The organism is Pseudomonas sp. CFBP 8771 (assembly GCF_014841695.1).
Lineage (GTDB): Bacteria > Pseudomonadota > Gammaproteobacteria > Pseudomonadales > Pseudomonadaceae > Aquipseudomonas > Aquipseudomonas baltica.
On record NZ_JACYUJ010000003.1, the window covers coordinates 454,434 to 480,091 of the forward strand.

Annotated in this window: 22 protein-coding genes; 9 read left to right on the forward strand and 13 right to left on the reverse strand. The window is 60.6% G+C overall.

Going from position 1 to position 25,658, the window contains the following annotated elements:
* Window positions 1-18: 18 nt before the first annotated feature.
* The 3 genes from IFT80_RS09615 to IFT80_RS09625 all read right to left on the reverse strand — a co-directional run bounded on the left by IFT80_RS09615 (window position 19) and on the right by IFT80_RS09625 (window position 4,006).
* Window positions 19-1,599 (reverse strand): GGDEF domain-containing protein, encoded by a 1,581-nt coding sequence (locus IFT80_RS09615; RefSeq protein ID WP_192059863.1) that lies wholly within the window; start codon window positions 1,597-1,599, stop codon window positions 19-21.
* 517 nt (window positions 1,600-2,116) lie between these two features.
* Window positions 2,117-2,908, reverse strand: coding sequence for a hypothetical protein (locus tag IFT80_RS09620; RefSeq protein WP_197975801.1), 792 nt, complete (start codon window positions 2,906-2,908; stop codon window positions 2,117-2,119).
* Window positions 2,909-3,103: 195 nt separating this feature from the next.
* Entirely contained in the window at window positions 3,104-4,006 is a 903-nt protein-coding gene (locus IFT80_RS09625) for a LysR family transcriptional regulator (RefSeq protein ID WP_192137443.1), read from the reverse strand.
* Window positions 4,007-4,106: 100 nt separating this feature from the next.
* Between IFT80_RS09625 and IFT80_RS09630 the strand changes: the two genes are divergently transcribed.
* Window positions 4,107-4,631 carry a DMT family transporter gene (locus IFT80_RS09630; protein WP_197975802.1) on the forward strand — a complete coding sequence of 175 codons (525 nt, stop codon included), beginning with the start codon at window positions 4,107-4,109 and terminating at the stop codon, window positions 4,629-4,631.
* A 134-nt stretch (window positions 4,632-4,765) separates the two neighbouring features.
* On the opposite strand, the gene glgX is transcribed toward IFT80_RS09630, so the two are convergent.
* The gene (gene glgX / locus IFT80_RS09635; protein WP_240998755.1) at window positions 4,766-6,940 is read right to left on the reverse strand and encodes a glycogen debranching protein GlgX; all 2,175 of its coding nucleotides are present in this window, start codon (window positions 6,938-6,940) and stop codon (window positions 4,766-4,768) included.
* A 227-nt stretch (window positions 6,941-7,167) separates the two neighbouring features.
* On the opposite strand from glgX, the gene IFT80_RS09640 reads away from it, so the two are divergent.
* Window positions 7,168-7,608 (forward strand): response regulator, encoded by a 441-nt coding sequence (locus IFT80_RS09640; protein ID WP_122477343.1) that lies wholly within the window; start codon window positions 7,168-7,170, stop codon window positions 7,606-7,608.
* Complete coding sequence (locus tag IFT80_RS09645; protein ID WP_192059865.1) at window positions 7,601-8,608, forward strand: sensor histidine kinase; 1,008 nt, start codon at window positions 7,601-7,603, stop codon at window positions 8,606-8,608. Before IFT80_RS09640 ends, IFT80_RS09645 begins: the two co-directional genes overlap by 8 nt.
* Window positions 8,609-8,624: 16 nt before the next feature.
* Here the strand turns inward: IFT80_RS09645 and hpxO are convergent, their stop codons facing one another.
* The 3 genes from hpxO to IFT80_RS09660 form a co-directional block, all read right to left on the reverse strand.
* Window positions 8,625-9,782 carry an FAD-dependent urate hydroxylase HpxO gene (gene hpxO / locus IFT80_RS09650; protein ID WP_192059867.1) on the reverse strand — a complete coding sequence of 386 codons (1,158 nt, stop codon included), beginning with the start codon at window positions 9,780-9,782 and terminating at the stop codon, window positions 8,625-8,627.
* Between the two features lie 168 nt (window positions 9,783-9,950).
* Entirely contained in the window at window positions 9,951-11,669 is a 1,719-nt protein-coding gene (gene poxB, locus IFT80_RS09655) for a ubiquinone-dependent pyruvate dehydrogenase (RefSeq protein WP_185793029.1), read from the reverse strand.
* Between the two features lie 208 nt (window positions 11,670-11,877).
* Window positions 11,878-12,288 carry a DUF3597 domain-containing protein gene (locus IFT80_RS09660; RefSeq protein WP_122477338.1) on the reverse strand — a complete coding sequence of 137 codons (411 nt, stop codon included), beginning with the start codon at window positions 12,286-12,288 and terminating at the stop codon, window positions 11,878-11,880.
* Window positions 12,289-12,527: 239 nt separating this feature from the next.
* Between IFT80_RS09660 and IFT80_RS09665 the strand changes: the two genes are divergently transcribed.
* Complete coding sequence (locus IFT80_RS09665) at window positions 12,528-12,896, forward strand: histone-like nucleoid-structuring protein, MvaT/MvaU family (RefSeq protein ID WP_122477336.1); 369 nt, start codon at window positions 12,528-12,530, stop codon at window positions 12,894-12,896.
* An 89-nt stretch (window positions 12,897-12,985) separates the two neighbouring features.
* Complete coding sequence (locus IFT80_RS09670) at window positions 12,986-13,315, forward strand: hypothetical protein (RefSeq protein ID WP_122477334.1); 330 nt, start codon at window positions 12,986-12,988, stop codon at window positions 13,313-13,315.
* 3 nt (window positions 13,316-13,318) lie between these two features.
* Here the strand turns inward: IFT80_RS09670 and IFT80_RS09675 are convergent, their stop codons facing one another.
* Window positions 13,319-14,863 (reverse strand): IclR family transcriptional regulator domain-containing protein, encoded by a 1,545-nt coding sequence (locus IFT80_RS09675; RefSeq protein ID WP_192137446.1) that lies wholly within the window; start codon window positions 14,861-14,863, stop codon window positions 13,319-13,321.
* A gap of 165 nt (window positions 14,864-15,028) precedes the next feature.
* On the opposite strand from IFT80_RS09675, the gene IFT80_RS09680 reads away from it, so the two are divergent.
* Genes IFT80_RS09680 through IFT80_RS09690 form a run of 3 tightly spaced genes read left to right on the forward strand, consistent with a single transcriptional unit; the run spans window position 15,029 to window position 18,043 of the window.
* The gene (locus IFT80_RS09680; protein ID WP_122477331.1) at window positions 15,029-16,378 is read left to right on the forward strand and encodes an MFS transporter; all 1,350 of its coding nucleotides are present in this window, start codon (window positions 15,029-15,031) and stop codon (window positions 16,376-16,378) included.
* Window positions 16,379-16,388: 10 nt separating this feature from the next.
* Window positions 16,389-17,363 carry a hydroxyacid dehydrogenase gene (locus tag IFT80_RS09685; protein ID WP_192059911.1) on the forward strand — a complete coding sequence of 325 codons (975 nt, stop codon included), beginning with the start codon at window positions 16,389-16,391 and terminating at the stop codon, window positions 17,361-17,363.
* 35 nt (window positions 17,364-17,398) lie between these two features.
* Window positions 17,399-18,043 (forward strand): RraA family protein, encoded by a 645-nt coding sequence (locus IFT80_RS09690; protein ID WP_122477329.1) that lies wholly within the window; start codon window positions 17,399-17,401, stop codon window positions 18,041-18,043.
* Between the two features lie 54 nt (window positions 18,044-18,097).
* On the opposite strand, the gene IFT80_RS09695 is transcribed toward IFT80_RS09690, so the two are convergent.
* The 4 genes from IFT80_RS09695 to IFT80_RS09710 all read right to left on the reverse strand — a co-directional run bounded on the left by IFT80_RS09695 (window position 18,098) and on the right by IFT80_RS09710 (window position 23,221).
* Window positions 18,098-20,329: a xanthine dehydrogenase family protein molybdopterin-binding subunit gene (locus IFT80_RS09695; protein ID WP_192059873.1), complete on the reverse strand. Its 2,232-nt coding sequence runs from the start codon at window positions 20,327-20,329 to the stop codon at window positions 18,098-18,100.
* On the reverse strand, window positions 20,326-21,321 hold the full coding sequence (locus tag IFT80_RS09700; RefSeq protein ID WP_122477326.1) for an FAD binding domain-containing protein: 996 nt from the start codon (window positions 21,319-21,321) through the stop codon (window positions 20,326-20,328). The genes IFT80_RS09695 and IFT80_RS09700 overlap by 4 nt, the downstream gene beginning before the upstream one ends.
* Window positions 21,321-21,896 (reverse strand): (2Fe-2S)-binding protein, encoded by a 576-nt coding sequence (locus IFT80_RS09705; RefSeq protein WP_244647987.1) that lies wholly within the window; start codon window positions 21,894-21,896, stop codon window positions 21,321-21,323. Before IFT80_RS09705 ends, IFT80_RS09700 begins: the two co-directional genes overlap by 1 nt.
* A gap of 467 nt (window positions 21,897-22,363) precedes the next feature.
* On the reverse strand, window positions 22,364-23,221 hold the full coding sequence (locus IFT80_RS09710; RefSeq protein WP_244652395.1) for an AraC family transcriptional regulator: 858 nt from the start codon (window positions 23,219-23,221) through the stop codon (window positions 22,364-22,366).
* 227 nt (window positions 23,222-23,448) lie between these two features.
* Here IFT80_RS09710 and IFT80_RS09715 point away from each other — a divergent pair, with 227 nt between their 5' ends.
* The gene (locus IFT80_RS09715; RefSeq protein ID WP_244652381.1) at window positions 23,449-24,681 is read left to right on the forward strand and encodes an MFS transporter; all 1,233 of its coding nucleotides are present in this window, start codon (window positions 23,449-23,451) and stop codon (window positions 24,679-24,681) included.
* Window positions 24,682-24,718: 37 nt separating this feature from the next.
* Here IFT80_RS09715 and IFT80_RS09720 read toward each other — a convergent pair whose 3' ends face one another.
* Entirely contained in the window at window positions 24,719-25,612 is an 894-nt protein-coding gene (locus IFT80_RS09720; protein ID WP_122477321.1) for a LysR family transcriptional regulator, read from the reverse strand.
* Window positions 25,613-25,658: the final 46 nt, after the last annotated feature.

Consider the following 25,658-nt stretch of genomic DNA (forward strand, 5'->3'; position numbering starts at 1 on the left):
CTTTCCCGCCACTGCCTATCAAACGGCGCCCGCCATCGCCACCCCTTGCCGACCTTCCAGCTTGACCTGATACATTGCCTGATCGGCCGCCTTGAGCAAGGTGTCCAGATCTTCACCGTGTACGGGGCACAGCGAGATCCCGACGCTGCCCGACAGTGACAGCGCACCGACGCTGGTGCCGATTGGCAACTCGATCGCATCCAGCAGCTGCTGCGCCTTGAGGATCACGCTGTCCGGATTGGTCAGATCGGAGACCAGCGCGACGAATTCATCACCACCGTAACGCGCGACCGTGTCGTAATGGCGCACCGTCTCGCGCATGCGTTTGGCGAGTGCCTGCAGCACCTGGTCGCCCACCGCGTGGCCGTGCTCATCGTTGATCTGCTTGAAATGGTCGAGGTCGATCAGCATGACCGCGAATGGGACGCCTTGCTCGGTCCAATGCTGAAGTGCCTGGGTGAAGCGGTCTGCCAGCAGGTAACGGTTGGGTAACTGGGTCAGGACGTCGTGGGTGGCCAGGAATGCCGAGCGCTCATGCTCCAGTTCGGCGGCCTCGATGGCCGAGAAATGCCTGACCAGCACCATCGGCACCACCACCAGGCTCGCCATCAAGATTGCCAGAATCAACAGATTTCCCGGACCCAGCACGTCCATCAGGCGTAGTTGCCGTTGAAAGCTGAGGGAAACAGGTTGCGTAGGACTGTCCACGTACACACTGTCGGTCAGCCGCGGCAAGGCAAGTTCGTCCCACCAACGCCCCGCCACCGGCTCCATGGCGACCACCTGGCTGGGGCTGTCTGTGCTGTGCAACTGAGCACTCACTGCCACACGCGAGTCGCTGTTGTGGCGCACGATGGCACCGAGCAGTGCATCGGTCTTGATCAGCAGCATGGCCACCATGGTGCTGCCGAAGAAATTCGGCAAGGTGTGCTGGGTATCCTCATCGGGGCGCGACACCGACTTCATGAGAATGTAGGCGTTGCCGCCTTCGTGCAGGGCGAACACCGGCGACACCACTGGCAGCGGGTTCTGACGAATACGCGCCAGGGCGTTGGCCAGGTACGGCACGGTTTCCAGGCGCACGCCATAGATGACGCTGGCCTGCGGCAGCTGCGGCGACATGAACAGGATGGGCCAGGTCGCTTCCGCCATGGCTCGCGACCCGCCGACCCCAGGCTCGGCTGGCGCTACGCCCTTCATGTGCGCGTCTTTGACCTCGAAATTCTTCAACTCGAAATCGGGCAGCCAGGTGCGCCGCAGCAATGCCGTGAAATCGAATTGCTCGTCCACCGGGACGCTGCGCGCCACTTCCAGCATGTAGATGTGCGGGTACGCCGCCAGCACGGCCGCACCGTAGCGGGCTGCTGCATCGGTATCGCTCTGTTTTACCGCCTGCAGGAAAGCCGCAAAACCTGCCAGTACGGCATCGTTGGTGTCGAGCTGATTGCGTACGGTGCCGGCGATGCTCTGCACATACTCGGAAAAGCGCGTCTCCTGCCGCTGGATTTCGGATCGCAACAGCGAGAACGCCGAAAATACGATCAAGCCGAGCGCCAGGCCGATAAAACCTGCGAGCGATGGGCGGCGTCTGATCAACATCGTGGCAATATCCAACGCACGGGCGTGCACGGGCAGCAAGTTTCGGGGTCGTCGAAGGTCGTCATGTGTGGCTGCGTAAGGGCAGCAAAGAATGAGTTCGACGGTACACATGGCCGCCAGTCAAAGGGTTGACCAGCGCCTGCAGAGCAAGCTAGCAAATTGCCATCTCAGCGTCTACAGCGTCTCGTCGCTATCGTGGAAGGACGCACGCCTCGATCACGCGTATGCGGGTCGCGTCGAAGCAGCGCCAATGCGTCCAGCGCATTGAAAGTCTAGCAAGAAGCCTGTTTTTGCCGCTTCCGCAGGCACCTCGAGGACCAACGCGAAACTGCCGTAGTTTGCCAAAACGGCGAATCGCAGAATCTGCGCACAGTAGCGACAGTGGCACCTGTTGACGACAGGGCTGATGAGTACTTGGATAATCCCTACATGAACACAGTTGTGATGACGCCCTCCAGCCTTCTCGATAAGCACATCACACAACCGCTTTGTGAGCTCAAGGTTGTTCAGAGCAGGGTTAAGACTTTACTTCATCCAGCACGACTGGCGTCTCGCCACTGAAGTCGATCCATGGATTGGTGCCCAGCAGATGGGCGTGGGGTACTTGCGCCTCATAACGCATGGTGAACTCTGCCGGACCATGACCGTAGGCCACTATCAAACCCTGCCTGGAATCCATAATGCCTGCGTGCATTCCCAGTCCGTGATAACTCACACGAACGGCCTTGTCGCCGAGGTCAAGCCTTTCGATCTGGAAACGCGCGATTGATCCATCCTTCAGCGTGAACCCCCAGCGGAAAGGGCCACCCGCGACGACCGTCATTACCTCGTCGACATCAGTACCATCATCGGCCGAGTTGACATGCATTCGGCCGTACTTTTCAAGCGCTGCCTTGTGAGCACGGGCATCCATGGCCTTCATATCGTAGACCTTTGGGTAGGGCCCCATGCCGGTTTCCTCGGTCAGGACACCACCACCAGTCACTGAGGGCAAACGACCTGCAAGTTTTACCTGTTCAAGAAGCTGGGGGGTGGTCAATTCGAAAGCTTTGATCAGGTCCTGCTTCTCAAGCTCGGTGAGCGCGCGATCATATGACGCCGCCAGGATCGGGGCCGCTGATTTCGGCACTTCGACGGTCACAACGTGTACACCAATCTCTTCAAGTAACTCATTGACGTTTTTCAGCCCAATGACATCTTTTCGGTTGTCGCTGAACTTCAGTGAAACAACCTTGGTGGCCATTGCATTGTCAGACACCTTCATGGGCTCTGCCCCCGCTGCTGAGCACAACGTATCGTTCGCCTTCATCTCACTATCCTCTGTTGGAAGCAACAGCTCCGGTTTGAGATGAAAGTATCTGGCGGCGCTAGATTCATTGGAAATCGATGCTACGCACAACGCACATGCAGCCAATGAATAACGTGCCCGGATCCCAACGCAACCGTTGTCGGTCGGTAGCCCAGGCAGCGCCGGCAACTGGTCACCTTTCGATTCTCACTTTGCCTATGGCTGGCTGCACATGAACAACACTTCTCGAAGCCAACGATGGGCAGGGTCGTGCTCCTTTCGAGAGTGCCACGCTTGCTGATAGTCCATCTGGGGAATTGTGAAGGGCGGTGGGAACCTCGCAAGCTGCCTGTGTCGATCAACCGAATCAGCGGCTCGACTCGCCACGGTCAGGACCAGGTCCGTACCGGGAAGAACATCGACTGCAGCGCCCCAATGCGGCAGGGCCAAGGCAATACGCCGTTCCAGTCCTCGCACGCCTAGAGCGCGTTCAATTTCATCATAGGCATCGGGACGCATCGCCACCATGACATGTGACCGAGCCAACCACGCGTTCAACGATAGGCAGCCTTCCTGTGGCAATGAATGCCTGTCCGCGACGCAGATGAAGTCCTCGACGAACAATGTCTGGACCGATATATCCGGCGCAACGTCAGTGAAGATACCAAGCGCCAGGTCCAGCTCTCCATCCTGCAACTGAGCCATCATGCCTTCCCGGCTTGACTGGCTTATTGCTAGATCAATACCTGGCGCAGTTTGCCGAAGGTGTTTGACCAGCGGTGGAAGGATGATTCTGGAGGCGTAATCTGACAGCGATAGCCGGAAACGTCGCTGCGCTGTCGCAGGATCGAAATCAGGAGAGGCAAGCAGTCCATTCAAACTGCCAAGTCCATCTTGCAAAGGGGTAACCAAGGACTGCGCTCGCGCCGTCAGAATCATCTTGCCGCCCTGTCTCACCAGAAGAGGGTCATCGAAATACTCCCGAAGTTGCGCCAATGCATGGCTCACCGCTGGCTGACTTCTGTGCAAACGAACAGCAGCTCTGGTTACGTGCTTTTCGATGAGAAGCGCGTGCAAAGCAAGCAACAGGTTCAAGTCAATCTTTCTTAGTGCATCCATCAGAAGAATAATCCATGTGCATGCAAGTAATTTCCATCAGGTTAGCAGATGGATCAACCTTGGCTCTGCCCTTAATCGAGCCGTGCTTATGGAGAGCCTCATGCTGAATAGAACACTGCTGGTCGGATCACTTCCGCTTGCCATATCGGTGATGGCCGGGGTGCTGATTCCAGTTCAAGCAGCGAGCGGCGGCATGCTTGCGAGGCTGCTTGGCAACCCACTGTGGGGAGCGGCTGTGGCGCTTCTGATTGGATTCATCGTGCTCGCATCGACTGCGGTGACCATTCGCCTTCCCGCACCCGACTTCGTAGCAGCTTTTCAAGGCCCGTGGTGGATTTGGATAGGAGGGATCACTGGGGCGGTGTACGTGGCAACCTCGTTGTTCCTACTGCCGAAGGTCGGTGCTGCAAGCTTCATCCTGTGCGTGATTGCAGGCCAAATGGTCGCTGCGCTGCTGCTCGATCACTTTGGTCTGTTGGGTCTTGCGGTCAAGCCGGTAGGCTTTGGTCGGATTTCAGGCATTGCCATAATGCTGATCGGCCTTGCAATTGCTCAGTACAGCAGCGCGCAGACCAAACCGATGACGCCGAGGGATGCTCAAAACACCGAGCACACATCGAATTGATGACCATACAACGACAAGCCGATGGCGATCGGCAACTGGACGAAAGAACTCTAAAAGCAGCTCATGGGCGCTCGCATCACGAACGCCCATGGCAACTTTGACGCTTCTACGGCGGCGTTACTCGCCTAAGACGATCAGCGACGCTTCTTGCTCACTGGCTTGGCCAGTTCGAACATCAGTACCGAACGTCCGGTGACGGCGTACTCGGTGCCGAAGTCGAACGACTCACCGGCTTCGAAATCGGTCTGGTTGGTGTCCAGTTGCAGGATCCAGCGCTTCCCTTCCGGCACTTCCGGCAAGGTGAAGCCAACCACGTCATGGTGCGCGTTGACCACGATCAACAACGAATGGTCGACCCCGGCGCGGCGGATACCACTGGACTGGGTGCGGCCATCGAGCAGAATGCCCATGCAGCGGTTGCTGCCGTCCTGCCACTGCTCGACGCCCATCTCGCTGCCGTTGGGCTGGATCCAGCTGACATCCTTGATACCCAGGCTTTCGTCGTAGGCACCGGTGAAGAAGCGATTGCGGCGCAGCAGCGGGTAGCGATTGCGCAGCTCGATCAGGTACTTGACGAAGTCCTGCAGCTCGCTGCTCTGCTCGCTGATGTTCCAGTCAACCCAGCCGATTTCGCTGTCCTGGCAGTAGGCGTTGTTGCTGCCGCCCTGGGTACGAGCGAACTCATCGCCCGCCAGCAGCATCGGCGTGCCCTGGGCAAGAAACAGCGTCGCCAGCAGGTTGCGCATCTGCCGGTAGCGCAGCGCGACGATTTCCGGATCGTCGGTCGGACCTTCGACGCCGCAGTTCCACGAGCGGTTGTCGGAGTGGCCGTCGCGGTTGTCTTCACCGTTGGCTTCGTTGTGCTTCTCGTTGTACGACACCAGGTCGTTCAAGGTGAAGCCATCGTGCGCGGTGATGAAGTTGACCGAAGACGCCGGCTTGCGACCACGACGGTTGAACTGGTCGCCCGAGCCCAGGAAGATTTTCGCGAAATCGCCGAGCATCTCGTCGTCGCCCTTCCAGAACGCACGGGAGATGTCGCGGAACTTGTCGTTCCATTCCATCCAGCCCGGCGGGAAGTTGCCCACCTGATAGCCGCCCGGGCCGCAGTCCCACGGCTCGGCGACCAGCTTGACCTTGGCCAGCACCGGATCCTGGCGGCAGGCGTCGAGGAAACCACCGCCTTCGCTGAAGCCATGGGCTTCACGACCCAGAATGGTCGCGAGGTCGAAGCGGAAGCCGTCCACGCCCATTTCCGAACTCCAGTAACGCAGGGAGTCGGTGACCATCTGCAATACGCAGGGGTGGCTCATGTTCAGGGTGTTGCCGGTGCCGGTGTCATTGATGTAGTAACGCGCATCGTCTGGCATCAGACGGTAGTAGTTGGCGTTGTCGATACCCTTGAGCGACAGGGTCGGGCCCATCTCGTTGCCTTCGGCAGTGTGGTTGTAGACCACGTCGAGAATCACTTCCAGGCCGGCCTTGTGGAAGCGCGAAACCATGACCTTGAATTCGGCGATCGACGAGCCGGCCATGAAGCGGGCATGCGGCGCGAAGAAGCCCAGGGTGTTGTAGCCCCAGAAGTTGTGCAGGCCTTTTTCCAGCAGATGATTGTCATCAAGGAAATAGTGAACCGGCATCAGCTCTACCGACGTGACGCCGAGCGAACGGATGTATTCGACCACGTCGTTCTCGTGGAAGGCGGCGAAGGTACCGCGCTCGGACTCACGCACCGAAGGGTGGCGCATGGTGAAGCCGCGCACGTGGGTTTCGTAGAAAATGGTCTTTTCCCACGGCACGTTCGGCTTGGCTGTGTTGCCCCAGGTGAAGGCCGGATCGATCACACGGCAGCGTGGCATGAACGGTGCACTGTCACGCTCGTCGAACGACAGGTCGCCGTCTTCATGGCCCACGGTGTAGCCGAACAGCGCGTCGTCCCACTTCAATTCGCCCGAGATCTGCTTGGCGTAGGGGTCGATCAACAGTTTGTTGGCGTTGAAACGGTGGCCGTTGGCAGGGTCGTATGGACCGTGCACGCGGTAACCGTACAATGTGCCCGGGCGCGCATCGGGCAGGTATCCGTGCCAGATCTCGTTGGTGAATTCAGGCAGCGCGATGCGTTCGATCTCTTCGACGCCGTCGGCATCGAACAGGCACAACTCAACCTTGGTGGCGTTGGCGGAAAAGATTGCAAAATTGACGCCCGACCCATCCCAGGTCGCGCCCAATGGGTACGGCAAGCCCTCGCTGACACGGCTGGCGGGACGTTCCTGGCTTGACGCACTGTCATTCATTGATTGATCAGACATGATCAAACACTCCGGAAATAGGTTGAGCCTGAGCTCTGAGGTAGACGACCAAAACGGTCTACTGATAGAAGCGCGCGCAGCCGAACAGTTCAGGATATTTTTCAGCGTGGAATCAAGATGTGGTTAGCAGCCGACAACGCGAGATTGAACGCACTGGTTTATTGACGCTCTTAAAACAAGCTTTGCAAGAAGAGCGCAAGCGCCCTTGAAGAGAATGAGTTAACTCAATGCGTATCCTGCTGATAGAAGACGATCCAATCCTGGCGCTACTGGCCGAGATAGCTCTGGAGGAAGATGGCCATGAGATCATCGGTCCTGCGTATGACGTCGCCGGAGCGCTGTCACTGGCGCACGAGCATGTCATCGACGTTGCATTCGTCGACATCAATCTGGATGGACACGACGAAGGCGTAGGCCTGGCGCAGACGCTCTACGAGCAATTCAAGATCCATTCGCTGTTCGTCAGTGGCCAGATCGATGTGGCCAAGGCCAACAGCGGCTACGCGTTGGGTTTGCTGTCCAAGCCCTACAGCCCCAATGACCTGTCGCGCAGCGCACACATCGTGCATTCGCTGGTCAAAGGTGAACTACCCTTGAATCGACCGCTGCCAGTGCCCTTGAAGCTTTTCACAGAATCGCGCGGCCTATATGGAAAGAAGCATGAGTGAACCCACAGATCTCCCGGGCATGGGACCAGGACTTGGTGAAACCGAGTTTCGCGAGTTGGCTGACAACGCGCCGGTATTGATCTGGCGCGCGGGTACCGACAAACAGTGCGACTGGTTCAACAAGCCTTGGCTCGACTTCACCGGCAAGACTCAGGACCAGCTCTGCGGCTATGGCTGGGGCGACGACGTGCACCCCGATGACCTGGAGATGTGCACGCGCAATTACGAACAGGCCTTCGACGCCCGCGAGTCCTTCACTACCCCGTATCGCCTGCGTCGCCACGACGGCAGCTACCGATGGTTTCTCGACCACGGCGCGCCGTTCTATCGCCAGGGGGTGTTCGCCGGCTACTTCGGCAGCTGCACCGACATCACCGCCCAGAAAGAGCTCGAGGCACACCAGGACGTTCTGGTTTCCGAACTTAACCATCGGGTCAAGAACAACCTGCAGCTGATCATCGCTTTCCTGCAGATGTCCAAGCTGCGCGCCCAGGGCGACGAAGCGCGGCAACTGCTCGAATCGGCCATCGCTCGTATCCAGGGCGTGGGCACGGTACAAGCCGAGCTGTATCGCAGTGCGTCGGGCACCGTGGATCTGGCGCATTACCTTCCTCACCTGGTACGGGCATCGATCCAGGCAGAGCGCGACGACAGCATTCACCTGACCGTCGATACCGAAACTGCCCACGCCCCGTTCAAGCTGGCTTCGGACCTGGGCTTGATCGTCAACGAGCTGGTGGCCAACGCCATCCATCACGGCAACCAGCGCACCACCCATATCCACTTTGCACTCAAGCGTCTCGGTACAGGTGACCTGCAGTTGACGGTGAGCGATCGCGGACCAGGCTTCTCCCCGGCGCAATTGTCGAATGCAGGCACGTCGGGGTCCAAGCTCAGTGGCCAGGGGTTGATCGGCGCGCTGGCCAAGCGTTGCGGTGCGGTTCTCAACCGCAGCAACGCAGAGGGCGCCGTGGTTACCTTGACCTTGCCGCACCCCTAGACAGTGCAGTTGCGCGCTACAGCGGGCTGCCCTCGTCGGTCTTGATCAAGCCACCCAGAATGTCGCTGCCATCGCTGCCTGCCAGCGTTGCGTACCATTGCCGGGTTTCTTCCGGCACTTCGCCGTGGATGATCGCCGCCCGCTGGCGCGCCTTCACTACCAGACCGGCGACCCGCTCCGCGCGTGCAGCCTCATAGGCCGCCAACGCGGCTGCCGGAGTCAGCTCGCGTTCGATGCAGCGGGCCAGCACCCAGGCATCCTCCATGGCCTGGCAACCGCCCTGCCCTATGTTGGGGGTCATTGCATGGGCCGCGTCCCCCAGCAGCGCAACCCTCGTGCCGACCAAATGGGGGACTCGCTCGGTGTCATGGATTTCCACTCGCGCGACGCTGGCCGGATCCAGCCGTTGCAGAAGACGCTGCACCGGGTCGGGCCAGCCGGCGAATTGCTGCTCGAGTTCGGCGCGATAGCCTTCACGGACGTTGGCCGTTCCTGCCGGCAACGGTACGTCGAAGAAGAAATACAACTCACCGTTCCCCATGGGCATCAACGACACCCGCTTGTGGTCGCCCACGTACTGCACCCATTCATCGGCGGGTGCCAGGTCGGGAGCCGACTGGATGCGACCATTCCAATTGACGTAGCCGCAATAGCGCCGCGGAATCGGTCGGCCGGCAATCTTGTCGCGCAGCACCGAGTGGGTGCCGTTTGCCGCTATCAGCAGGTCGGCTGTCACCGTTTCACCCGTCGACAGCATGATTTGCACATGGGTCTGGCTTTCTTCGTAGTCCAGGCACGCAACCCCTAAGGTCACGTTCTGCATCCCGACCGCTTCCAGAAGGATGCCTTGCAGGCGTGCGCGTGCAATCGGAAACGCACGCCGCCGAGCATGGCTATACAAGGGTTGCAGGTCGAAACGGGTGAGCAGGCGGCCTTGGTGGTCGCTGTAACTCATGCTCTGCATGTGGCCACCTGCACGCTCGATGGACTCACCAAGACCCAGTGCATCCAGCACCCGCACACCGTTGGGCCAGATGGAAATAGCCGCGCCGACCGGCGCCAGTTCGGCCGCACGTTCGTAGACGTGAACCCGGTGACCAGCCTGTTGCAGGGCCGCAGCGGCACTGAGGCCACCCATGCCGGCACCGGCAATGACGATATTCAAGGCTTTCATGGCTTCTCCACTGAGATCGGTTCGATCCGAGACCGTGCAAAAAGCTGTCCAAGTGATCAGGAACCGTTATCAGCCGAGATTACGCCGACAAGCCAGGTGTGCCCATTGAAAGCTGGCGTCAAACCGGTGCGTCGCTGCCGCGTGCGCACCGGTTTGCAGCGTCTGGACTCAGCGCAGGAGGTTGTTCTTGGCCAGACTGACCAGTTCCTTGGCTCGCCCGTCGAGTACCGCACGCATCATGAACAAGCCGAAGCCCTTGACGTTGGCTGCCGTGATTTCCGGCGGCATGATCAATTCCTGACGCTCGCTGACCACATCCACCAACACCGGCCCATCATGCTCGAACGCCTCGATCAGGGCGGCACGCAGATCCTGCGGTTTCTCCACACGGATGCCCTTGATACCCATGCCCTGAGCGAACGTGGCGAAGTTCGGATTCTTCAGCTCGCAGCCCACGTCCACCAGACCGCTGGCCTTCATTTCCATTTCGACGAAGCCCAGCGTGCCGTTGTTGAGCACGATGACCTTGACCGGCAGGTTGGCCTGGCTGAGGGTCAGGAAGTCACCCATCATCATGGCGAAGCCGCCGTCGCCGGACATCGACACGACCTGGCGGTCGGGGTAGGCCGCCTGTGCGCCGATGGCCTGGAGCATGGCGTTGGCCATCGAGCCATGGTTGAACGAGCCGATCAGGCGGCGCTTGCCGTTCATTTTCAGGTAGCGGGCGGCCCAGGCGGTGGGCGTGCCCACATCGCAGGTGAATACCGCATCGTCAGCGGCCAGCTCGCTGACCAATCGGCTGACGTATTGCGGGTGGATGATCGTGCTGTTCGGGCCGCTCTCGGCGAGGTCGTCGAGGCCCTTTCGCGCGCTGTCGTAGTCCGCCAACGCCTTGTTCAAGTGCATGGTGTCGGTGCGTTCTTCAAGGCGTGGCAACAGTTGCTGCACGGTGTGCTTGATGTCGCCGATCAGACCGATAGCCAGTGGGCAGCGATTGCCCAATGCCTCAGGCTGCAAATCGATCTGGGCAATGCGCGAGTGCTCAGGAAAGAACTGCCGGTACGGAAAGTTGGTGCCGAGCATCAGCAGAGTGTCGCATTCCTTCATGGCATTGAAGCCGGAAGCGAAGCCGATCAGCCCAGTCATGCCCACGTCGTAGGGATTGTCGTATTCCAGGTGCTCCTTGCCGCGCAGGGCGTGCACGATGGGCGCCTTGAGCTGCTTGGCCAGTGCCACGACTTCGCTGTGGGCACCTGCGCACCCGGCACCGCACAACAGGGTGACGCGCTTGCCGCCGTTGAGAAACCGGGCGAGCTCGTCGAGTTGCCCCGGCGCCGGAACGACCACTGGCGCCTGTGGTGCGATCCACTGGCTGACCGGCGCGTCGAGCGAGCTCAGCGCCACATCGCCCGGAATCACTACCACGGCAACGCCGCGGCGACTGATGGCAACGCGCATGGCCCGCTCCAGAATCTGCGGCAATTGCTCGGGGCGCGAGACCAGTTCTACATAATGGCTGCAGTCTTTGAACAACGACTCGGGATGGGTCGCCTGGAAGTAGTCTATGCCGATCTCGCTGCTGGGAATGTGCGCTGCAATCGCCAGCACCGGCACGCCGCTGCGATGACAGTCGAACAAGCCGTTGATCAAATGCAGGTTGCCCGGTCCGCAGCTGCCGGCACAGACCGCCAGTTCACCCGTCAGGTGCGCCTCGCCGCCAGCGGCGAAGGCCCCGGCCTCTTCGTTGCGCATGTGTATCCAATCCAGCCCGCCCAACCGACGCATTGAATCGGTCAGGCCATTCAAGGAATCACCCACTACGCCATAGATGCGTTTGACACCTGCGTGCTTGAGGGTATTGACCATGAAATCGGCTGCAGTGGACATTTGGCGCTCCTTTGAAAATATAAGTTCAAGGGCTCTGAGTACCGCCACGCCGAGGGTGTTCCGCTCGATTTATTAACAAAAATTATAGAATTGGCCCACGGGTTCTATAAGGGCGCCTGCGGCTGCGCGCAAACCGGGTATTCAAATGCAAGAAAGCCCGACCGGGGTCGGGCTTTCTTATAAGCAGTGCAGCACGCTGAGCGATATATCAGTTCAGCAATTCCGCAGGCACGGTGCCGCCGTTTTCAGCGAGCTTCTTCATCACAGCAGAGTGCAGCCAGGTGTTCATGGCTGCCGAATCATCGGTCGAACCGGTGTAGTGCAACTCTTCGGCAAGTTCCTTGCGCGCGGTCAGGCTGCTGTCCAGGCCAAGCAATTTGAGCAAATCGACGATCGACGTACGCCAGTTCAAAGTTTCGCCGTGGCTGGCCGCCATAGCTTCGAGCTTTTGAGCCACATCCACCTGGGTGATCGGCGCAGCGGAGGGCTGGTTCGTGACGGTAGTGGTGGGCGATGCACCTGGCGCAGGAGCAACGGGAGTTTGTGTAGAAGCGTCTGCGTCCGGAACAGCGTGCTTGCCGATACCCAGTTTCTCGAGGATGCTGCTGAAAAAGCTCATTTCGTATCTCCAGATTTCTTGGCTGCTGCCGTGGATTCGACAGCCTACTTAAGACCTGACACCCCTGGTCGCCGAAAAGTTTAATCGAGCCTGCGACATTCCGTGTCCTCGACCGGATACGAAGCTGGCCACATATTGTAATAAACGTTATTTAGTTGTGGCATCGGTGCGCACACTGCGCCAGAATCACGCCTCGATACCTTTACCTTTTTATCCACGATCCATGCCTGGGGATACTCATGTCCAAACTTGCTGAATACCGTCAACTCGAACGTCATCTGGCCGAACAACTTGCAGCACTTGAGGCCATGAAAGGCGACAAGGGCCTGGAACAGGAAATCGAGTTCGAGACCAAGTTGCGTTCGCTGTTGGGCGAATACAATAAAAGCCTCAGGGACATCGTTTCCATCCTCGACCCGCAGCAAGGCGGCAAACCAGTCAAGGCCAGCGCAGCGCCTGAAAAAGCCACACGCAAGCCGCGCTCGCTGAAAACCTACAAGAACCCCCACTCGGGTGAAGTCGTCGAAACCAAAGGCGGCAACCACAAGACCTTGAAGGAATGGAAAGCCGAATACGGCTCCGACACTGTCGAAAGCTGGTTGAGCTAAGCCACACCCACCGGCAAGCAGCGACATACGGCCCGCTTGCCGGATCGCATCACCCCTCCCCTCACACCGTCCTTGTCGATGATCCCGAGATGTATCCCACCACACCTGATGGACGCTATTTCGTCGTACGCGGCCGGCTCTGGCGATGCAGCAACCCTGCCCTGCCCGAAGCGGTGCGCGAACATTGGGTCAAGGTGCTCATGGATGCACGGCGAGCGGTCAAGGCCGCCAAGCACTCGGAAGATCCCGAGGCTCTCGTAAAAGCCCGCGCACAGGTCGATGTCGCCAAGCAGGCCTTGGGCGAACGCGGGGAAGTCTGGTGGGACGACGGTAGCGCCGACGTCAACCGACGCATGGCGCGCAATACACAATACGCGGATTGGTACGCCGGGCTGGATGAGGCTTCACTACAGAAGTAACCCTCAGGCGGCCTTTACACCCAATGACAACAGGCGCTCTATCCGGGTGGTAGCTTCGCGCATACGTGTCAGCAGCAGCGGCAAATCAAGCTCGCTCTTGCGGTACTGCGGGATCGTTGCCGAGATCGACCCTCGTATTCGACCGTCTACGAAAAACGGCACAGCCAAACCGAAAGCCCCCAACACACGCTCACCTTCACCCGTGGCCCAGCCTCTGGCTCTTATGGCTTCCAGGTCTGCCCTGAGCAACTCGCGGGACGTTATGGTCGCGTCGGTGATCCTCACAAGGTCAAGAGATTCTGCTACCTGGCTGTCGCAGTTGGCCAATACCGCCTTACCCGCCGCACCCGCGTACAGTGGCACTTCCACGTTCACCTGCAGCTTGTATTGAATGGGTCGCCAGCCTTGGATGACGTCGAGAAATTCAGCCTTGCCAGTAGCCTCGTCATAGGAAAGCAGCGCTATGGTCTCGCCGGTTTCCTGAACGAGTGAAGAAACGATCCGGTGGGTCATGTCGGCAAGGTCACGGTCTGCAGCGGTGATTCGCGCCGCCCATTGATAGAGCTTCGGGCCTGGGTACAGCGTGCCTGCAACCCACCTGACGACACCCGCCTGACTACCTGACTCGATCAATCGCTTGGCTGTGGCCGCGTTACACAGCAGTTGGTCGTGCAGATCCACGGAGTTTTTCACGCCTTGGGGGAAGGCGCACGCCAGCAACAGGAGTCGCTCCAGACGACCGACCGTAGATTTGCTATCCGGTTCGATGACATCAGGCAGGCGTTGAATCCGTTCGACGCTTCCTGATTCCATGTCTGCCTGTATTCGAGCGATGACGTGCTGCGCATCTGCCTCCCAGGCTCGGGGTTGCGCCGATTCCGTGCTGCTCGCGCAGTGAACGGAAACCGCTACCACAAGCCCATTCGCCATGCGCCTGACCGAGATCGACGACGCGCGCGGAAACTCGGATTCCGACAACAGCCCAAGCTGTTCATGCTGAGACAGCGCGTAGGCAGCGACATCGGATTCCCTATCCTGGGAAGAAAGGTCGTCGGCAATGAATCGTTGGAATGCGCGTCCAATGTCGCCGAAAGCGAGCGGATAAAGCGCGCCCAGCGCGGGTCTGAATATGAGCGCCGCCTTGGCTTCGCTGCAGGCGGCGACGAAGTACCCGCCTTCGCGTGGGCAGCAGACTGACACCAATGCCGTGCACCTCGATGCTGCTGCCAGATCACCCAACGATCGTGAGCCGCGCCCCAGCAGCGTGCTCGAATCACTGAGCGTCCTGGCCAAGACATCGACTCTCGGCCCTACTGCGTACTTGCCCGTTCCTGCCTCGGTCGCCAAACCTACTTCGACCAGAGACGCCAGGATCCGATTGACCGTGCTGCGACTCTCGTCGAGTTCTGCCGCCAGTTCACGCACCCCCCAAGGCTCGGCGCCCGAGCGCCTGACAAGCGCGTCCACGACCTGAATCAATCGGGTGTGGCTGGAGGCAGTTGCCGCAGTCGAGGAAGTGACGGAAGAGCAGCTTGATGAGGACATCATGAGTCGAATCGAGGGTTTGGGCCCCCATTCTGGGGTGTAAAGCTGCCGCAGGGCAATTACACGTGACTGTTGACAAGCTCCTCGAGCTTCTAGAAGCTAGCCAAAACAAGATCAGGACACTGTCCCATTTTTTGAATAGATAGTGTTCTATAACCCGAGGTGCCCATGAATAACAACAATGCTGTGGCCGAGCCTGTCCGGTCTGCCGTCGATCAGACGGAGCAAACGCGCAAAGCCAAGAAAGCCACTAGAGCGGCGGTGTTCGGCACCTTCGTCGAGTACTACGACTTCAGCGTCTACGGTTATGTGGCTGCGACCCTGGCGCTGGTTTTCTTCCCCTCGGACAACGCGACTACAGGCCTGCTGAACACTTTCCTGGTGTTCGGCTCTGCATTCCTGGTCAGGCCCTTGGGTGCCATCGCCTTTGGCTGGCTGGGCGACAAAGTAGGAAGACGCTTCAGCCTGATCGCCAGTATCACGCTCATGGGTATTGCCGCCACGCTGATCGGCCTGCTGCCTGGCTACGCGCAGATCGGCGTGTGGGCGCCGATACTGCTGGTCGTGCTGCGCATGCTCCAAGGGTTCTCGGCAGGCGGCGAAATCGGCGGCGCCGCAAGCTACATCCGCGAGTGGGCGCCGCCCAAACGCCGCGCCTTGTACATTTCCTTTCTGCCCTCCATCGCGCAATTCGGCAAAGGCCTGGCCGCAGCCATAGCAGGCCTCGCAGCGGCGACCCTCACGGATCCCGAAATGCTTGCCTGGGGCTGGCGCATTCCTTTCCTCCTGGCGCTTCCGCTTGGAATCATTGGCCTTTACATGCGGCTGAGCATCGAGGACAGCCCCGAGTTCGCATCGAAGAAAAACCATACCGAAGTCAAGCAAGGCCAGCCCTTCGCGGAGTTGCTGCGTGACTACCGCAAGCCTTTGCTCAAAGTGATCATGATCGCGATGGTGCAGAACATCGGCACCTACATCGGCACCGTATTCATCGCAGCCTATTTCAGTTCGATCCTGGGCTATTCGAAAGGTCAGGCATCCACCATCGTGCTGGTCGCGGTGATTCTTGCCGCGTTCCTGATACCTCTGGCTGGACAACTGGGCTCCTATCGCGGCGGCAAGTCCATCCTGCGCTACGCCTACGTCGCCTATGCCGTGCTCTCGATACCCTCTTTCATGTTGATGCAGCAAGGCTCGGTGAATCTGGCCATGGCCGGTTTGGCGCTGGGCATGATTCCCTACGCGCTTTGCCAGGCCGGTACCTACTCGGTCATGCCCGAATTCTTCCCGATGCACATCCGCCACACCGGGGTGGCGTTCGGGCACAGCGTAGGTGCGGTCATCGGCGGAGGCTCAGGCCCGTTTCTGGCTACCTGGCTGATCGGCGCCACCGGCAATCAGTCCACGCCTGCATTCATCCTGTGCGCATCAGGCCTTCTGGGACTGATCGTTATCTCGACCGTTCGCAGAAATCCGCCCGCGGCTACCGATGATGCCAACACCCACCAATTCTCCTGAGGTGACGATGATGCCTTTGATCTATGTAACAAGCCCGATTCATCCAGATGTATTGCAGGCACTTTCTTCTACAGGTGAGGTGCGACTCGGCTACGGCCCGAACGCAGTCGCGTACACCGACATTCAGCAACAGGTCGATGCCGTGTTCCTGCGTGGTGGCCATATATCCGCGCAAATGATTGCGGCATCACCGAAGCTGCGGATCGTGGCCAGACACGGAGCGGGTTACGACAATGTCGATCACAAGGCGGCTGCCGAACGGGGTGTGTGGGTCACCAACACGCCAGGGGCCAATCGCAGAAGTGTCGTGGAGCATGTGTTTGCCCTGCTGCTGGGGGTCAGCCGCAAGCTGCAACTGGCCACCGATCAGACTCGTGACAGCGTCTGGGCAGCGGACCGTCTGTCCCTGACCGGAATAGAGCTAGAGGGGCGTACCCTGGGCCTGATCGGCTTCGGTGATATCGGCCAGCATGTCGCGCCGGTTGCCGAAGCGTTCGGCATGAATGTATTGGCGACCGATCCTGCCTATGACGCAAGCTTCGACGCCCGGCTGGTCGATCTCGACACCCTGCTGGCCAAGGCCGATGTAGTGAGCCTTCACGTGCCTCTACAGTCGAGTACCCGGAATCTGATCGGTCGACCCGAGATAGCAAAAATGAAGGCTGGCGCGATCCTCATCAATACCAGTCGCGGCGGGGTCATCGATGAGGCGGCTGTCGCCGACGCCTTGCGCAGCGGCCAGCTGGGCGGCGCAGGGATCGACGTTCTGGCTGCGGAAAACGCCGACATGATCAATCCGTTCAGTTGCAACACGTTCCCCGTGTCCGACCTGCCCAATCTGCTCGTGACACCTCATGTCGCAGGGCAAACCAACGAGTCGTTGCTGCGTGTCGGCATGAGCGCTGTGGACGCCATTCGCGCCGTGTTGCGTGGCGAGCCGCCCTTGCATCCGGTCAACGAGCCCGTCTCCCGAGCGTTCGACTGACGACGCCCGCTAAACGCAACCCTGCCGAGGTCAACATGTTCATCAATGCATCCGCTGCAAACATCACCGTGAGCGAAGACTGGCCCAGGGCTTGTCTTGCGCAGCTCGAGGAAATATCACAATACCCCGTCGCGCTGATCGGCGACGTGCTGCAACGCATGGGGATGATGGCATCTGCCATCCACCACGTCGCTGGCAAGGCATCGTTTCATGGCACGGTTCTGCCGATTCAGACCTGGGAAGGCGACAACCTGGCCATCCACCGCGCGTTGGACGATGCCAAGCCAGGCGATGTACTGGTGATCAACGGCAACGGCGAAATCAATCGCGCGGTGTTCGGTGACTTGCTCGGAGAAATATGCCTGGCGCGTAAAGTCGCCGCCGTGGTCATCGATGGCGCGGTTCGAGACGTGGAAGAACTGAGCGTGATGGGGCTGCCTGTCTACGCACGGGGCGTGAATCCTGCCGGACCTTCCAAGCACGGTCCAGGCCAGGTCGGCACGCCGGTGGCGTGTGGCAACGTGGTGTGCAATCCGGGTGATGCCATCGTGGGAGACAGGGACGGCGTCATCGTCATTGGCCGCCACCTGATTGCGGCGCTCGCCGATAGACTTGAGGCCCAGGCCGGGATCGAAGCGAAGCTCAGGGAAAATATCAGGGCGAGCATCGTCGAAGCATAGCCAACGAAGCCGGCAATACCGCGCCGAGAGAACCCCCGGCGCGGCAACGAGCGATCAAACGCTGACGGTCGGCACCTGATCCATCAGTTTTTCCAGGCTGATCGGCAGGTCACGCACACGCTTGCCGGTGGCATGGTAGACCGCGTTGGCCACAGCAGCCGCCAAACCGGTCACACCGATTTCACCCACACCACGCGCACCGTACTCGTTGAGGTTGTAGTCGGGGTAATCCAGCAGGATCACATCGATGTCCGGCTGATCGGCGTGCACCGGCACCACATACTCCGCGTAGTTGTTGTTCACCGGCATGCCATTGCGCTCGTCGTAGTCGGTCGACTCGAACAGCGCCATGCCGATGGCCATGACGATGGCACCTTCGACCTGATTGCGTGCGGTCTTGGCATTGATGATCTTGCCCACATCAATGGCGCTGACCACGCGCGACACGCGCAGGCGGGAGATACCCGGATCCCAGCGCACCTCGACGAAATGCGCGCCGAACGAGCTGAATGCATGCTTCTTGGTATCGGCCATACCGGTATGGGCCTCGCCTTCGGCGCTGGCGATCTTCAGCTTCTTGAGTACTTCGGCGAACTCCAGGCTGGTCGAACCGTCCTGCAGGCGCCCGTTGCTGACCGTGATCGCTTCTGGCTTGGCATTGGCCAGCCCGCCCTCTTCCGAGGCTGCGAAGCTCTTGAGCTGGGTGAGCGCGGCGCGGGTCGCTTCGGCCACGGCTGGCAAGGCACTGGCAGTCATCCACGAGCCGCCGGAAACAGGCGCGGGCGGGTAGGACGAGTTGCCCAGCTCTACCGTGATCCGCTCCAGCGGCAGACCAGTGATGTCACTGACGCACTGGGCAAGCACCGTGTAGGTGCCGGTCCCAATGTCCTGAGCACCGCAGTACACCACGGCGCGACCGTCGGAGGTCAACGAGACCCGCGCTTCGCACGGCGTGCGGAAGGCATCCCAGTTGCACTGCGCCATGCCGTAGCCGACGATCTCGTGGCCATCACGCATGCTGCCGATACCCGGCGTGCGCTTGGCCCAGCCGAAACGCTCGGCGCCCTGGGCCAGTGCTTCGCGCAGATGGTTGCCGGACCACGGCAGTTTCTCCTGCTCGTTCTGCTCGGCCCAGTTCAACTGGCGAAAGGCGAGCGGGTCCATCTTGCAGCGTTCGGCCAGTTCGTCGATGGCCGACTCCAGCGCAAACAGGCCAGGGGCTGCGCCTGGGGCACGCATCGAGGTCGGTGCGCCGCGGTTGACCTGCACCGTGCCATGGGTCACTTCGACGTTCGCACACGAGTACAGGCTGGCACTCATGCCCCCGCAGTTCTCGACATACTGGTCGCCGATCCCGGTGGTGTTGAGCGATTCATGACGCAGGGAAACCAGCTTGCCCTTGCCATCGGCCGCCAGGCGCATGCGCTGGCGGGTCTCCGGGCGATGCCCTACCGTGGTGAACATCTGCGCTCGCGGCAGCACCAGTTGCACCGGTCGGCCGACGATCTTGGCAGCCGCACAGGCAGCTACCGAGTGCGGCCAGATCCACAGCTTGCCGCCGAAGCCCGAACCAATGAACGGCGCACGCACTTCCACGCGCTCGGTGGGCAGGCCGAAGATCTGCGCCAGGGTGTTGCGGTGAACCACGACCGACTGCGTGGATTCATACACCACCAGTCGACCGTTGTCCCACAGCGCAACGGTGGCGTGCATTTCCATGGGGTTGTGGGTTTCCACAGGCGTCGTATAAGTGGCGTCTACCGTCTGCGCACCGCCATCGAAGGCGCTGGCTGGATCGCCACGCTTGTGGCCCTGCCCACCGTCGGCAGCTGCGCGCCGCTTCAGTCCCTGCTCCAGATTGGCGGCAGCCGCGCTTTCGCTGTAGCTGACCTTGACCTTGTAGGCCGCTTCGCGCGCATGCTCGAACGTGTCGGCAACCACCAGCGCCACGAACTGCCCGGCATAACGCACGACATTGTCCTCGAACGGCAGCCTTTTCTCATCGGTACGCGAGCCTGTCAGCACCCCTGCCAGGGAGAAAGGCACGGGCGAGGTGTGGAACGCCTGGGGAAAGTTGCCGTGGTGCAGAATTTCCAGCACGCCGGGCGAGCGGCGCGCCGCCTCGATGTCCAAAGATGTGATCGAGCCACTGGCCACCGTGCTGTAGACGCCGTAGGCGAAGACCATGCCCTTGGGCTGATGGTCGGCCGCATACTGCGCGCTGCCGGTGACCTTCAGGCGACCGTCGATGCGGCGTGGGGATGCCCCCATGATTGACTCGCTCATGCCATGGCTCCTGTGCTCAGGGTGGAAAGGTTGCGCACGATGGCCTGCTGCCCAAGGGGAATCTTGTAGGCGTTGTGTGCATACGGCTTGGACCCTTGCAGCGCGATGGCTGCGGCCTTGGCGAAGTTTTCCGGGGTAGCGGCCGCACCGCGCAGTGCGCGCTCGGCTTCCAGCGCACGCCACGGCTTGGTGCCGACGCCGCCCAAGGCAATGCGGGCCTCGCGAATGACCTGCCCGTCCATGACCAGAATCACCGCGCTGGAAGCCAGCGCAAACTGGTAGGACGCGCGATCACGCAGCTTCAGGTACGCGGACTTGCCGTTGGCCAATGGCGCATTCAGGGTTACATGGGTGATCAATTCGTCAGGCTGCAGCGCATGCTCTTTCCACGGCGTGGCGCCCGGTAGCAAGTGGAAGTCCTGGAAGTCGATCTCGCGTTTGCCGTTGGGGCCTTGCACCTGCACGGTCGCACCAATCGCCGCCATGGCCACGCACATGTCCGAAGGATGGGTGGCAATGCACTGGTCGCTGGTGCCCAGTACCGCGTGCACGCTGCGGTTGTGCCCGCCGATGGCAGCACAGCCCGAGCCGGGCACGCGCTTGTTGCAGGCGGAAACGCCGTCGCGGAAATAATTGCAGCGCACCCGCTGCATGACATTGCCGCCGGTGGTCGCCTTGTTGCGCAGTTGCGTGGTCGCCCCGGACAGCAGCGCCTGGGACAGCACCGCGTAATCACTTTTGATGCGCGGATGATTGGCCAGCCGAGTGTTGCTGACCATGGCGCCGATACGGGTCCGGCCATCGCTCAAGGTTTCGACCTGATCCAGCGCCAAGGTATGCACGTCGATGACCCGATCGGGCTGCATGATATCGATCTTGACCAGATCCAGCAGGGTCGTACCGCCGGCAAGAAACGCCGTGGCTTCATTGCGGGCATGGGTCGCAACGGCCTGTTCGGGGCTGGTTGCGCGGGTGTATTCCAAGGCTCTCATCAGCTGGCTCCCTGTACTTTGCCACGGGCATCCTGCACGGCGGCAAGGATGTTCTTGTACGCGCCACATCGGCAGATGTTGCCGCTCATGGCCTCGCGCACGCTGGCGTCGTCGGCGCCGATGTCCGGGTCCTTGATGATGGCCGCAGCGGTCATCATCTGGCCCGAGGTGCAATAGCCGCACTGGAACGCGTCGTGGGCCCAGAACGCTTCCTGGATCGGGTGCAACTGACCGTTGCGCTCCAGGCCTTCGATGGTGGTGATGTCATCGCCCTGGTGCATGGCCGCCAGGGACAGACAGCTGTTCACCGGCTGACCATTGATGTGCAGCGTGCAGGCCCCGCACTGGCCGTGGTCGCAGCCCTTCTTGGTGCCGGTCAGCATCAGGCGGTCGCGCAACACGTCCAGCAGCACGGCGTTGCCGGGCACGTTGAGCGTGTGCGGCTGGCCATTGACCTTGAGCGTGATCCGCTGCTCGCCCTTGGCCAACGGCTTGTCACTGTCGTCGATAGGCGCCAACTGGGCGGCCTGGGCCCACACCGGGGCGGTGGCAGCGGCCATGCCGGAGATGCCCATGGTGCGCAGGAAATTGCGCCGCGAGGGCGTGGTCAGTTCCTTGAACAACTCACCGGAACCCTCTGGATCGGGAGAAATTTTTTCGGTCGGATCGGTCATGTTGCGGTCCTCATCTATTTTTTTATGTCTTGAATCACGGTCTTGCTGCGTCTAGTGCAGACACCTGGATCACGCCATTGGTTGAGGTCGTACGTCAGGTGATAAGACACTATGGTTTCAAAGCGTGTCGCGGATCACGCCATTGACGACCCGCACGATGCCCGACATGGCAACGAGGGCAGTTTTTGCCGGTGTCTTGCAGAGCGGGTTCAAACCTGTGGGGGCGCTCATGCGCTGCGGGAAACGTCACTCCGTTCGCCGATCCGGCGACTCAGTATGCGGTCGGCCACGGAGCGCCACTTGCCCAATCGAGTGGCGTTCTTGCCTATTCCAGTGGAAGCGACGAGGTATGCGCGAGCGCAGCCAGGCTAGCCGTTTCCGCGCAAGGCCGCGATGTCGCGCTTGGGTGGCGCGCCGAACAGACGACTGTACTCGCGACTGAACTGCGACGGACTTTCATACCCAACCTTGAAGGCTGCGCTGGAAACGTCCTGATGTTCATTGAGCATCAACCGCTTCGCTTCATTGAGCCGCAGCCACTTTTGATACTGCAGCGGGCTCATCCTGGTAAGTTGGCGGAAATGATGATGAAAGGTCGGGGTACTCATCTGCACCCTGGCTGCCAGTTCGTCGACGCGCAGCGCTGAGGTGTAATTCAACTTCAGCCAATCGATCGCTCTGCCTATGCGATAACCCTGCCCGTCCACCGAGGTGATCTGCCTCAGCCGACCCGCCTGGTCGCCTTGCAGCAGGCGATAGTGGATTTCGCGCTGGATCAGTGGCGCCAGCACAGGAATGGACTGCGGCTCATCGAACAGCGCCAGCAGCCGTTCGAACGAGGCCAGCAACGGCAGCGTTACCGAACCGATACCTACGCCCTGGACCGCGGCACGATCACGGATGGGCGGCAGATCACCCTGCGCTATCAGTTCGGCCAGCATGCGCATATCCAGCTTGAACGTCAGCCCCAGGCATGGCTGCTCGTGGCTGGCCACCAGCACTTCGGAGTTGGCAGGCAGATCCAGCGACGTGATCAGAAACTTCGAGGTGCTGTAGCGATAACCTTCGCCCCCCACCCACAGCTGCTTTTCGCCCTGAGCAACCAGAATGATGCTGGGCTCGACCATGCAGGTCATGGGCGGTGCCGGGCAGTCGCGTCGAAAAAAACCAAGACCTGCGATGTCCGTTCGGTAATCACCGGGCGCCTTGGTGTGCCAGGCGATCATCCGCGTCAGCGTTTCGTGCGTCGATGAGCCTGGACCAGTCGTGTCGAATTCGTTCGTCATATTCACCTTGCTCCCGTGTCACGAACTCTAACTCGCCTCTGCTCGTACGTCCCGCCATCCAGTGCAGACTCATAGGATCAGGCAAGTAATCCAGTGCAATGCGCTACAGAGAGACTCATCGGACCGAGACAATGGCCATCGATAAATCTCTGGAGAACACCTCTCGAATGAACCGATCTTCGACCTCCGCCACCCACACCGGTGAATCATGGGGCGCCGTGTTCGCCATGTCGCTCGCCGCTTTCGTGCTGGTGGCCTCGGAATTCATGCCCATCAGCCTGCTCACACCCATCGCGGCGGACCTGCACATCACCGAGGGCCAGGCCGGCCAGGGCATCTCCGTATCAGGGCTGTTCGCGCTTTTCACCAGCCTGCTGATCGCATCGGTGGCCGCTCGGGTCGAGCGCAAACCGCTGCTCGTTGCACTTACCCTGCTGATGATCGTTTCCGCAGCCGTCGTTGCCTTTGCACCCAACTATTGGGTATTCATGGGCGCACGCGCTCTGATCGGCGTCGCCATCGGCGGGTTCTGGTCATTGTCGGCAGCGACCGCCATGCGCCTGGTGCCTGATGGCCAGGTCACCCGGGCCATGGCTATCGTCAACGGCGGCAATGCTCTGGCAACGGTCGTGGCAGCGCCCCTGGGCAGTTTTCTCGGCGCGCTGATCGGCTGGCGCGGTGCCTTTCTGGCCCTTCTTCCCGTGGCCGTGATTGCCTGTGCATGGTTGTTGATGAGCCTTCCAACCCTGAAAGCGCGCAGCGAGTCGGGCACCGGCAACGTTCTCACGCTGATGAAACGCACCCCGGTCGCCCTGGGCATGGTCGCGGTAAGCGTATTCTTCATGGGTCAGTTCATGCTCTTCACCTATCTGCGTCCGTTTCTGGAAACGGCCACACAGGTCAGTGTTTCCATGCTTTCGTTGATGCTGCTGGTGCTAGGCCTGGCCGGGCTTGCCGGCACGTTCCTGATCGAAGCCTTCCTGAAAAATGGCCTGCATCGAACGCTGATCGTTATCCCGATCCTGATGGCCGCCATCGCCATGGCACTGTTGTCATTCGGCTGCTCGACGGCCATCACTACGGTACTGCTGGGGCTTTGGGGAGCGGTTGCGACTGCCGCACCGGTGGGATGGTGGACGTGGCTGGCAAGAACCCTTCCGAACGATGCGGAGGCAGGCGGTGGCTTGATGGTGGCGATCATCCAACTGGCAATCGCGTCCGGGGCCATCGTCGGTGGGCTGGTATTCGACGCAAGCGGCTACCGGGCGACCTTTGAAACGAGCGCAGGGTTGCTCGGCTTGGCAGCGGTACTTGCCTTTCTGGCGGGACGCGCGGCAACCCGGGCAGCTGCAGGCGGCACGTCGGGGGCAGCGCGGCCCTGCACACCGGCTGCCAGGTAGGCGAAACGCCGACTCGGCGTATCGCACCTCCGATGCGTCAGGTGACAGATGGCAGATCCATACCCGCTCTCGCCCAGAACGCTTCCGCGGACTGACCCAGGTTTGCTTTCGGCCGGGTCAGGTGCACCTCCAGCGGTATGTCCCAACTCTCATCGAGTGCCCTCACCAGGCGTCCCTCGTGAAGCTCCTGCTCGGTCAGGCTCTTGGGCAACCAGGCCACGCCTTTGCTTTCAAGGGCCATGGACATGAGCACCGCTGCCAGGTGGCTGCTGAACAGCGGCTGCAAGTGCAGATAGTCCTCTTTGCCGCGCAACCTGTGGGCGACGATCCGCCCCAGCCCCGACTCATGGGTATAGGCCAGGTAAGGCAGTGCAGCGGGCGAGGTATCGAAGTGTGAGGAGGCACTGGCGAGCGGTACCAGAACGTCCTCTGCGACCTTCTTGCTGATAAACTGATCGGGCGCCAGCAGCGGCGGAACATCGGGATGACGATGGCACAGCAGAAACTGGACCTGGCCGTGTATCAGCATCTGCTCGCAGACAGCCATGCTGTCGGAGTGAAGCTGGACCGCTTCGATAGGCGCACCGGCTTCCGAACTGCGCAGCCACCTGGGGAAAAACGTGAACGACAACGAGTGAGTCGCGGCGAACTTCAGTGAGCGTGCCGACACGCCGGCCACTTCCTGCGCCTCGTTGCGCAGCCGATACAGGTGGCGCGCCGCCTCCTGTGCACCGGGCAGAATCTGCCTCCCCGCCTCTGTCAGGGTCGCGCCATGGGGCGTGCGGATGAACAATTCCACGCCCATCCAGTTTTCAAGCGAGCGGACCCTGCGGCTGAAGGCCGGCTGGGTAATGTGGCGAGCTTCGGCGGCGCGCACGAAGCTGCCGTATTCGGCAAGCGCCGAAAGGTCTTCGAGCCAGACGAGTTCCAAGGGCCATGCCTTCTGTGCATAGGGTTGGGCATTAATAGCATTGGGC

What these genes read in the sequence shown, in the direction of transcription:
- IFT80_RS09615 (WP_192059863.1), bottom strand. Translation starts at nt 1,599, where the DNA reads ATGTTGATCAGACGCCGCCCATCGCTCGCAGGTTTTATCGGCCTGGCG.
- IFT80_RS09620 (WP_197975801.1), bottom strand. Translation starts at nt 2,908, where the DNA reads ATGAAGGCGAACGATACGTTGTGCTCAGCAGCGGGGGCAGAGCCCATG.
- IFT80_RS09625 (WP_192137443.1), bottom strand. Translation starts at nt 4,006, where the DNA reads ATGGATGCACTAAGAAAGATTGACTTGAACCTGTTGCTTGCTTTGCAC.
- IFT80_RS09630 (WP_197975802.1), top strand. Translation starts at nt 4,107, where the DNA reads ATGCTGAATAGAACACTGCTGGTCGGATCACTTCCGCTTGCCATATCG.
- glgX (WP_240998755.1), bottom strand. Translation starts at nt 6,940, where the DNA reads ATGTCTGATCAATCAATGAATGACAGTGCGTCAAGCCAGGAACGTCCC.
- IFT80_RS09640 (WP_122477343.1), top strand. Translation starts at nt 7,168, where the DNA reads ATGCGTATCCTGCTGATAGAAGACGATCCAATCCTGGCGCTACTGGCC.
- IFT80_RS09645 (WP_192059865.1), top strand. Translation starts at nt 7,601, where the DNA reads ATGAGTGAACCCACAGATCTCCCGGGCATGGGACCAGGACTTGGTGAA.
- hpxO (WP_192059867.1), bottom strand. Translation starts at nt 9,782, where the DNA reads ATGAAAGCCTTGAATATCGTCATTGCCGGTGCCGGCATGGGTGGCCTC.
- poxB (WP_185793029.1), bottom strand. Translation starts at nt 11,669, where the DNA reads ATGTCCACTGCAGCCGATTTCATGGTCAATACCCTCAAGCACGCAGGT.
- IFT80_RS09660 (WP_122477338.1), bottom strand. Translation starts at nt 12,288, where the DNA reads ATGAGCTTTTTCAGCAGCATCCTCGAGAAACTGGGTATCGGCAAGCAC.
- IFT80_RS09665 (WP_122477336.1), top strand. Translation starts at nt 12,528, where the DNA reads ATGTCCAAACTTGCTGAATACCGTCAACTCGAACGTCATCTGGCCGAA.
- IFT80_RS09670 (WP_122477334.1), top strand. Translation starts at nt 12,986, where the DNA reads ATGTATCCCACCACACCTGATGGACGCTATTTCGTCGTACGCGGCCGG.
- IFT80_RS09675 (WP_192137446.1), bottom strand. Translation starts at nt 14,863, where the DNA reads ATGATGTCCTCATCAAGCTGCTCTTCCGTCACTTCCTCGACTGCGGCA.
- IFT80_RS09680 (WP_122477331.1), top strand. Translation starts at nt 15,029, where the DNA reads ATGAATAACAACAATGCTGTGGCCGAGCCTGTCCGGTCTGCCGTCGAT.
- IFT80_RS09685 (WP_192059911.1), top strand. Translation starts at nt 16,389, where the DNA reads ATGCCTTTGATCTATGTAACAAGCCCGATTCATCCAGATGTATTGCAG.
- IFT80_RS09690 (WP_122477329.1), top strand. Translation starts at nt 17,399, where the DNA reads ATGTTCATCAATGCATCCGCTGCAAACATCACCGTGAGCGAAGACTGG.
- IFT80_RS09695 (WP_192059873.1), bottom strand. Translation starts at nt 20,329, where the DNA reads ATGAGCGAGTCAATCATGGGGGCATCCCCACGCCGCATCGACGGTCGC.
- IFT80_RS09700 (WP_122477326.1), bottom strand. Translation starts at nt 21,321, where the DNA reads ATGAGAGCCTTGGAATACACCCGCGCAACCAGCCCCGAACAGGCCGTT.
- IFT80_RS09705 (WP_244647987.1), bottom strand. Translation starts at nt 21,896, where the DNA reads ATGGGCATCTCCGGCATGGCCGCTGCCACCGCCCCGGTGTGGGCCCAG.
- IFT80_RS09710 (WP_244652395.1), bottom strand. Translation starts at nt 23,221, where the DNA reads ATGATCGCCTGGCACACCAAGGCGCCCGGTGATTACCGAACGGACATC.
- IFT80_RS09715 (WP_244652381.1), top strand. Translation starts at nt 23,449, where the DNA reads ATGAACCGATCTTCGACCTCCGCCACCCACACCGGTGAATCATGGGGC.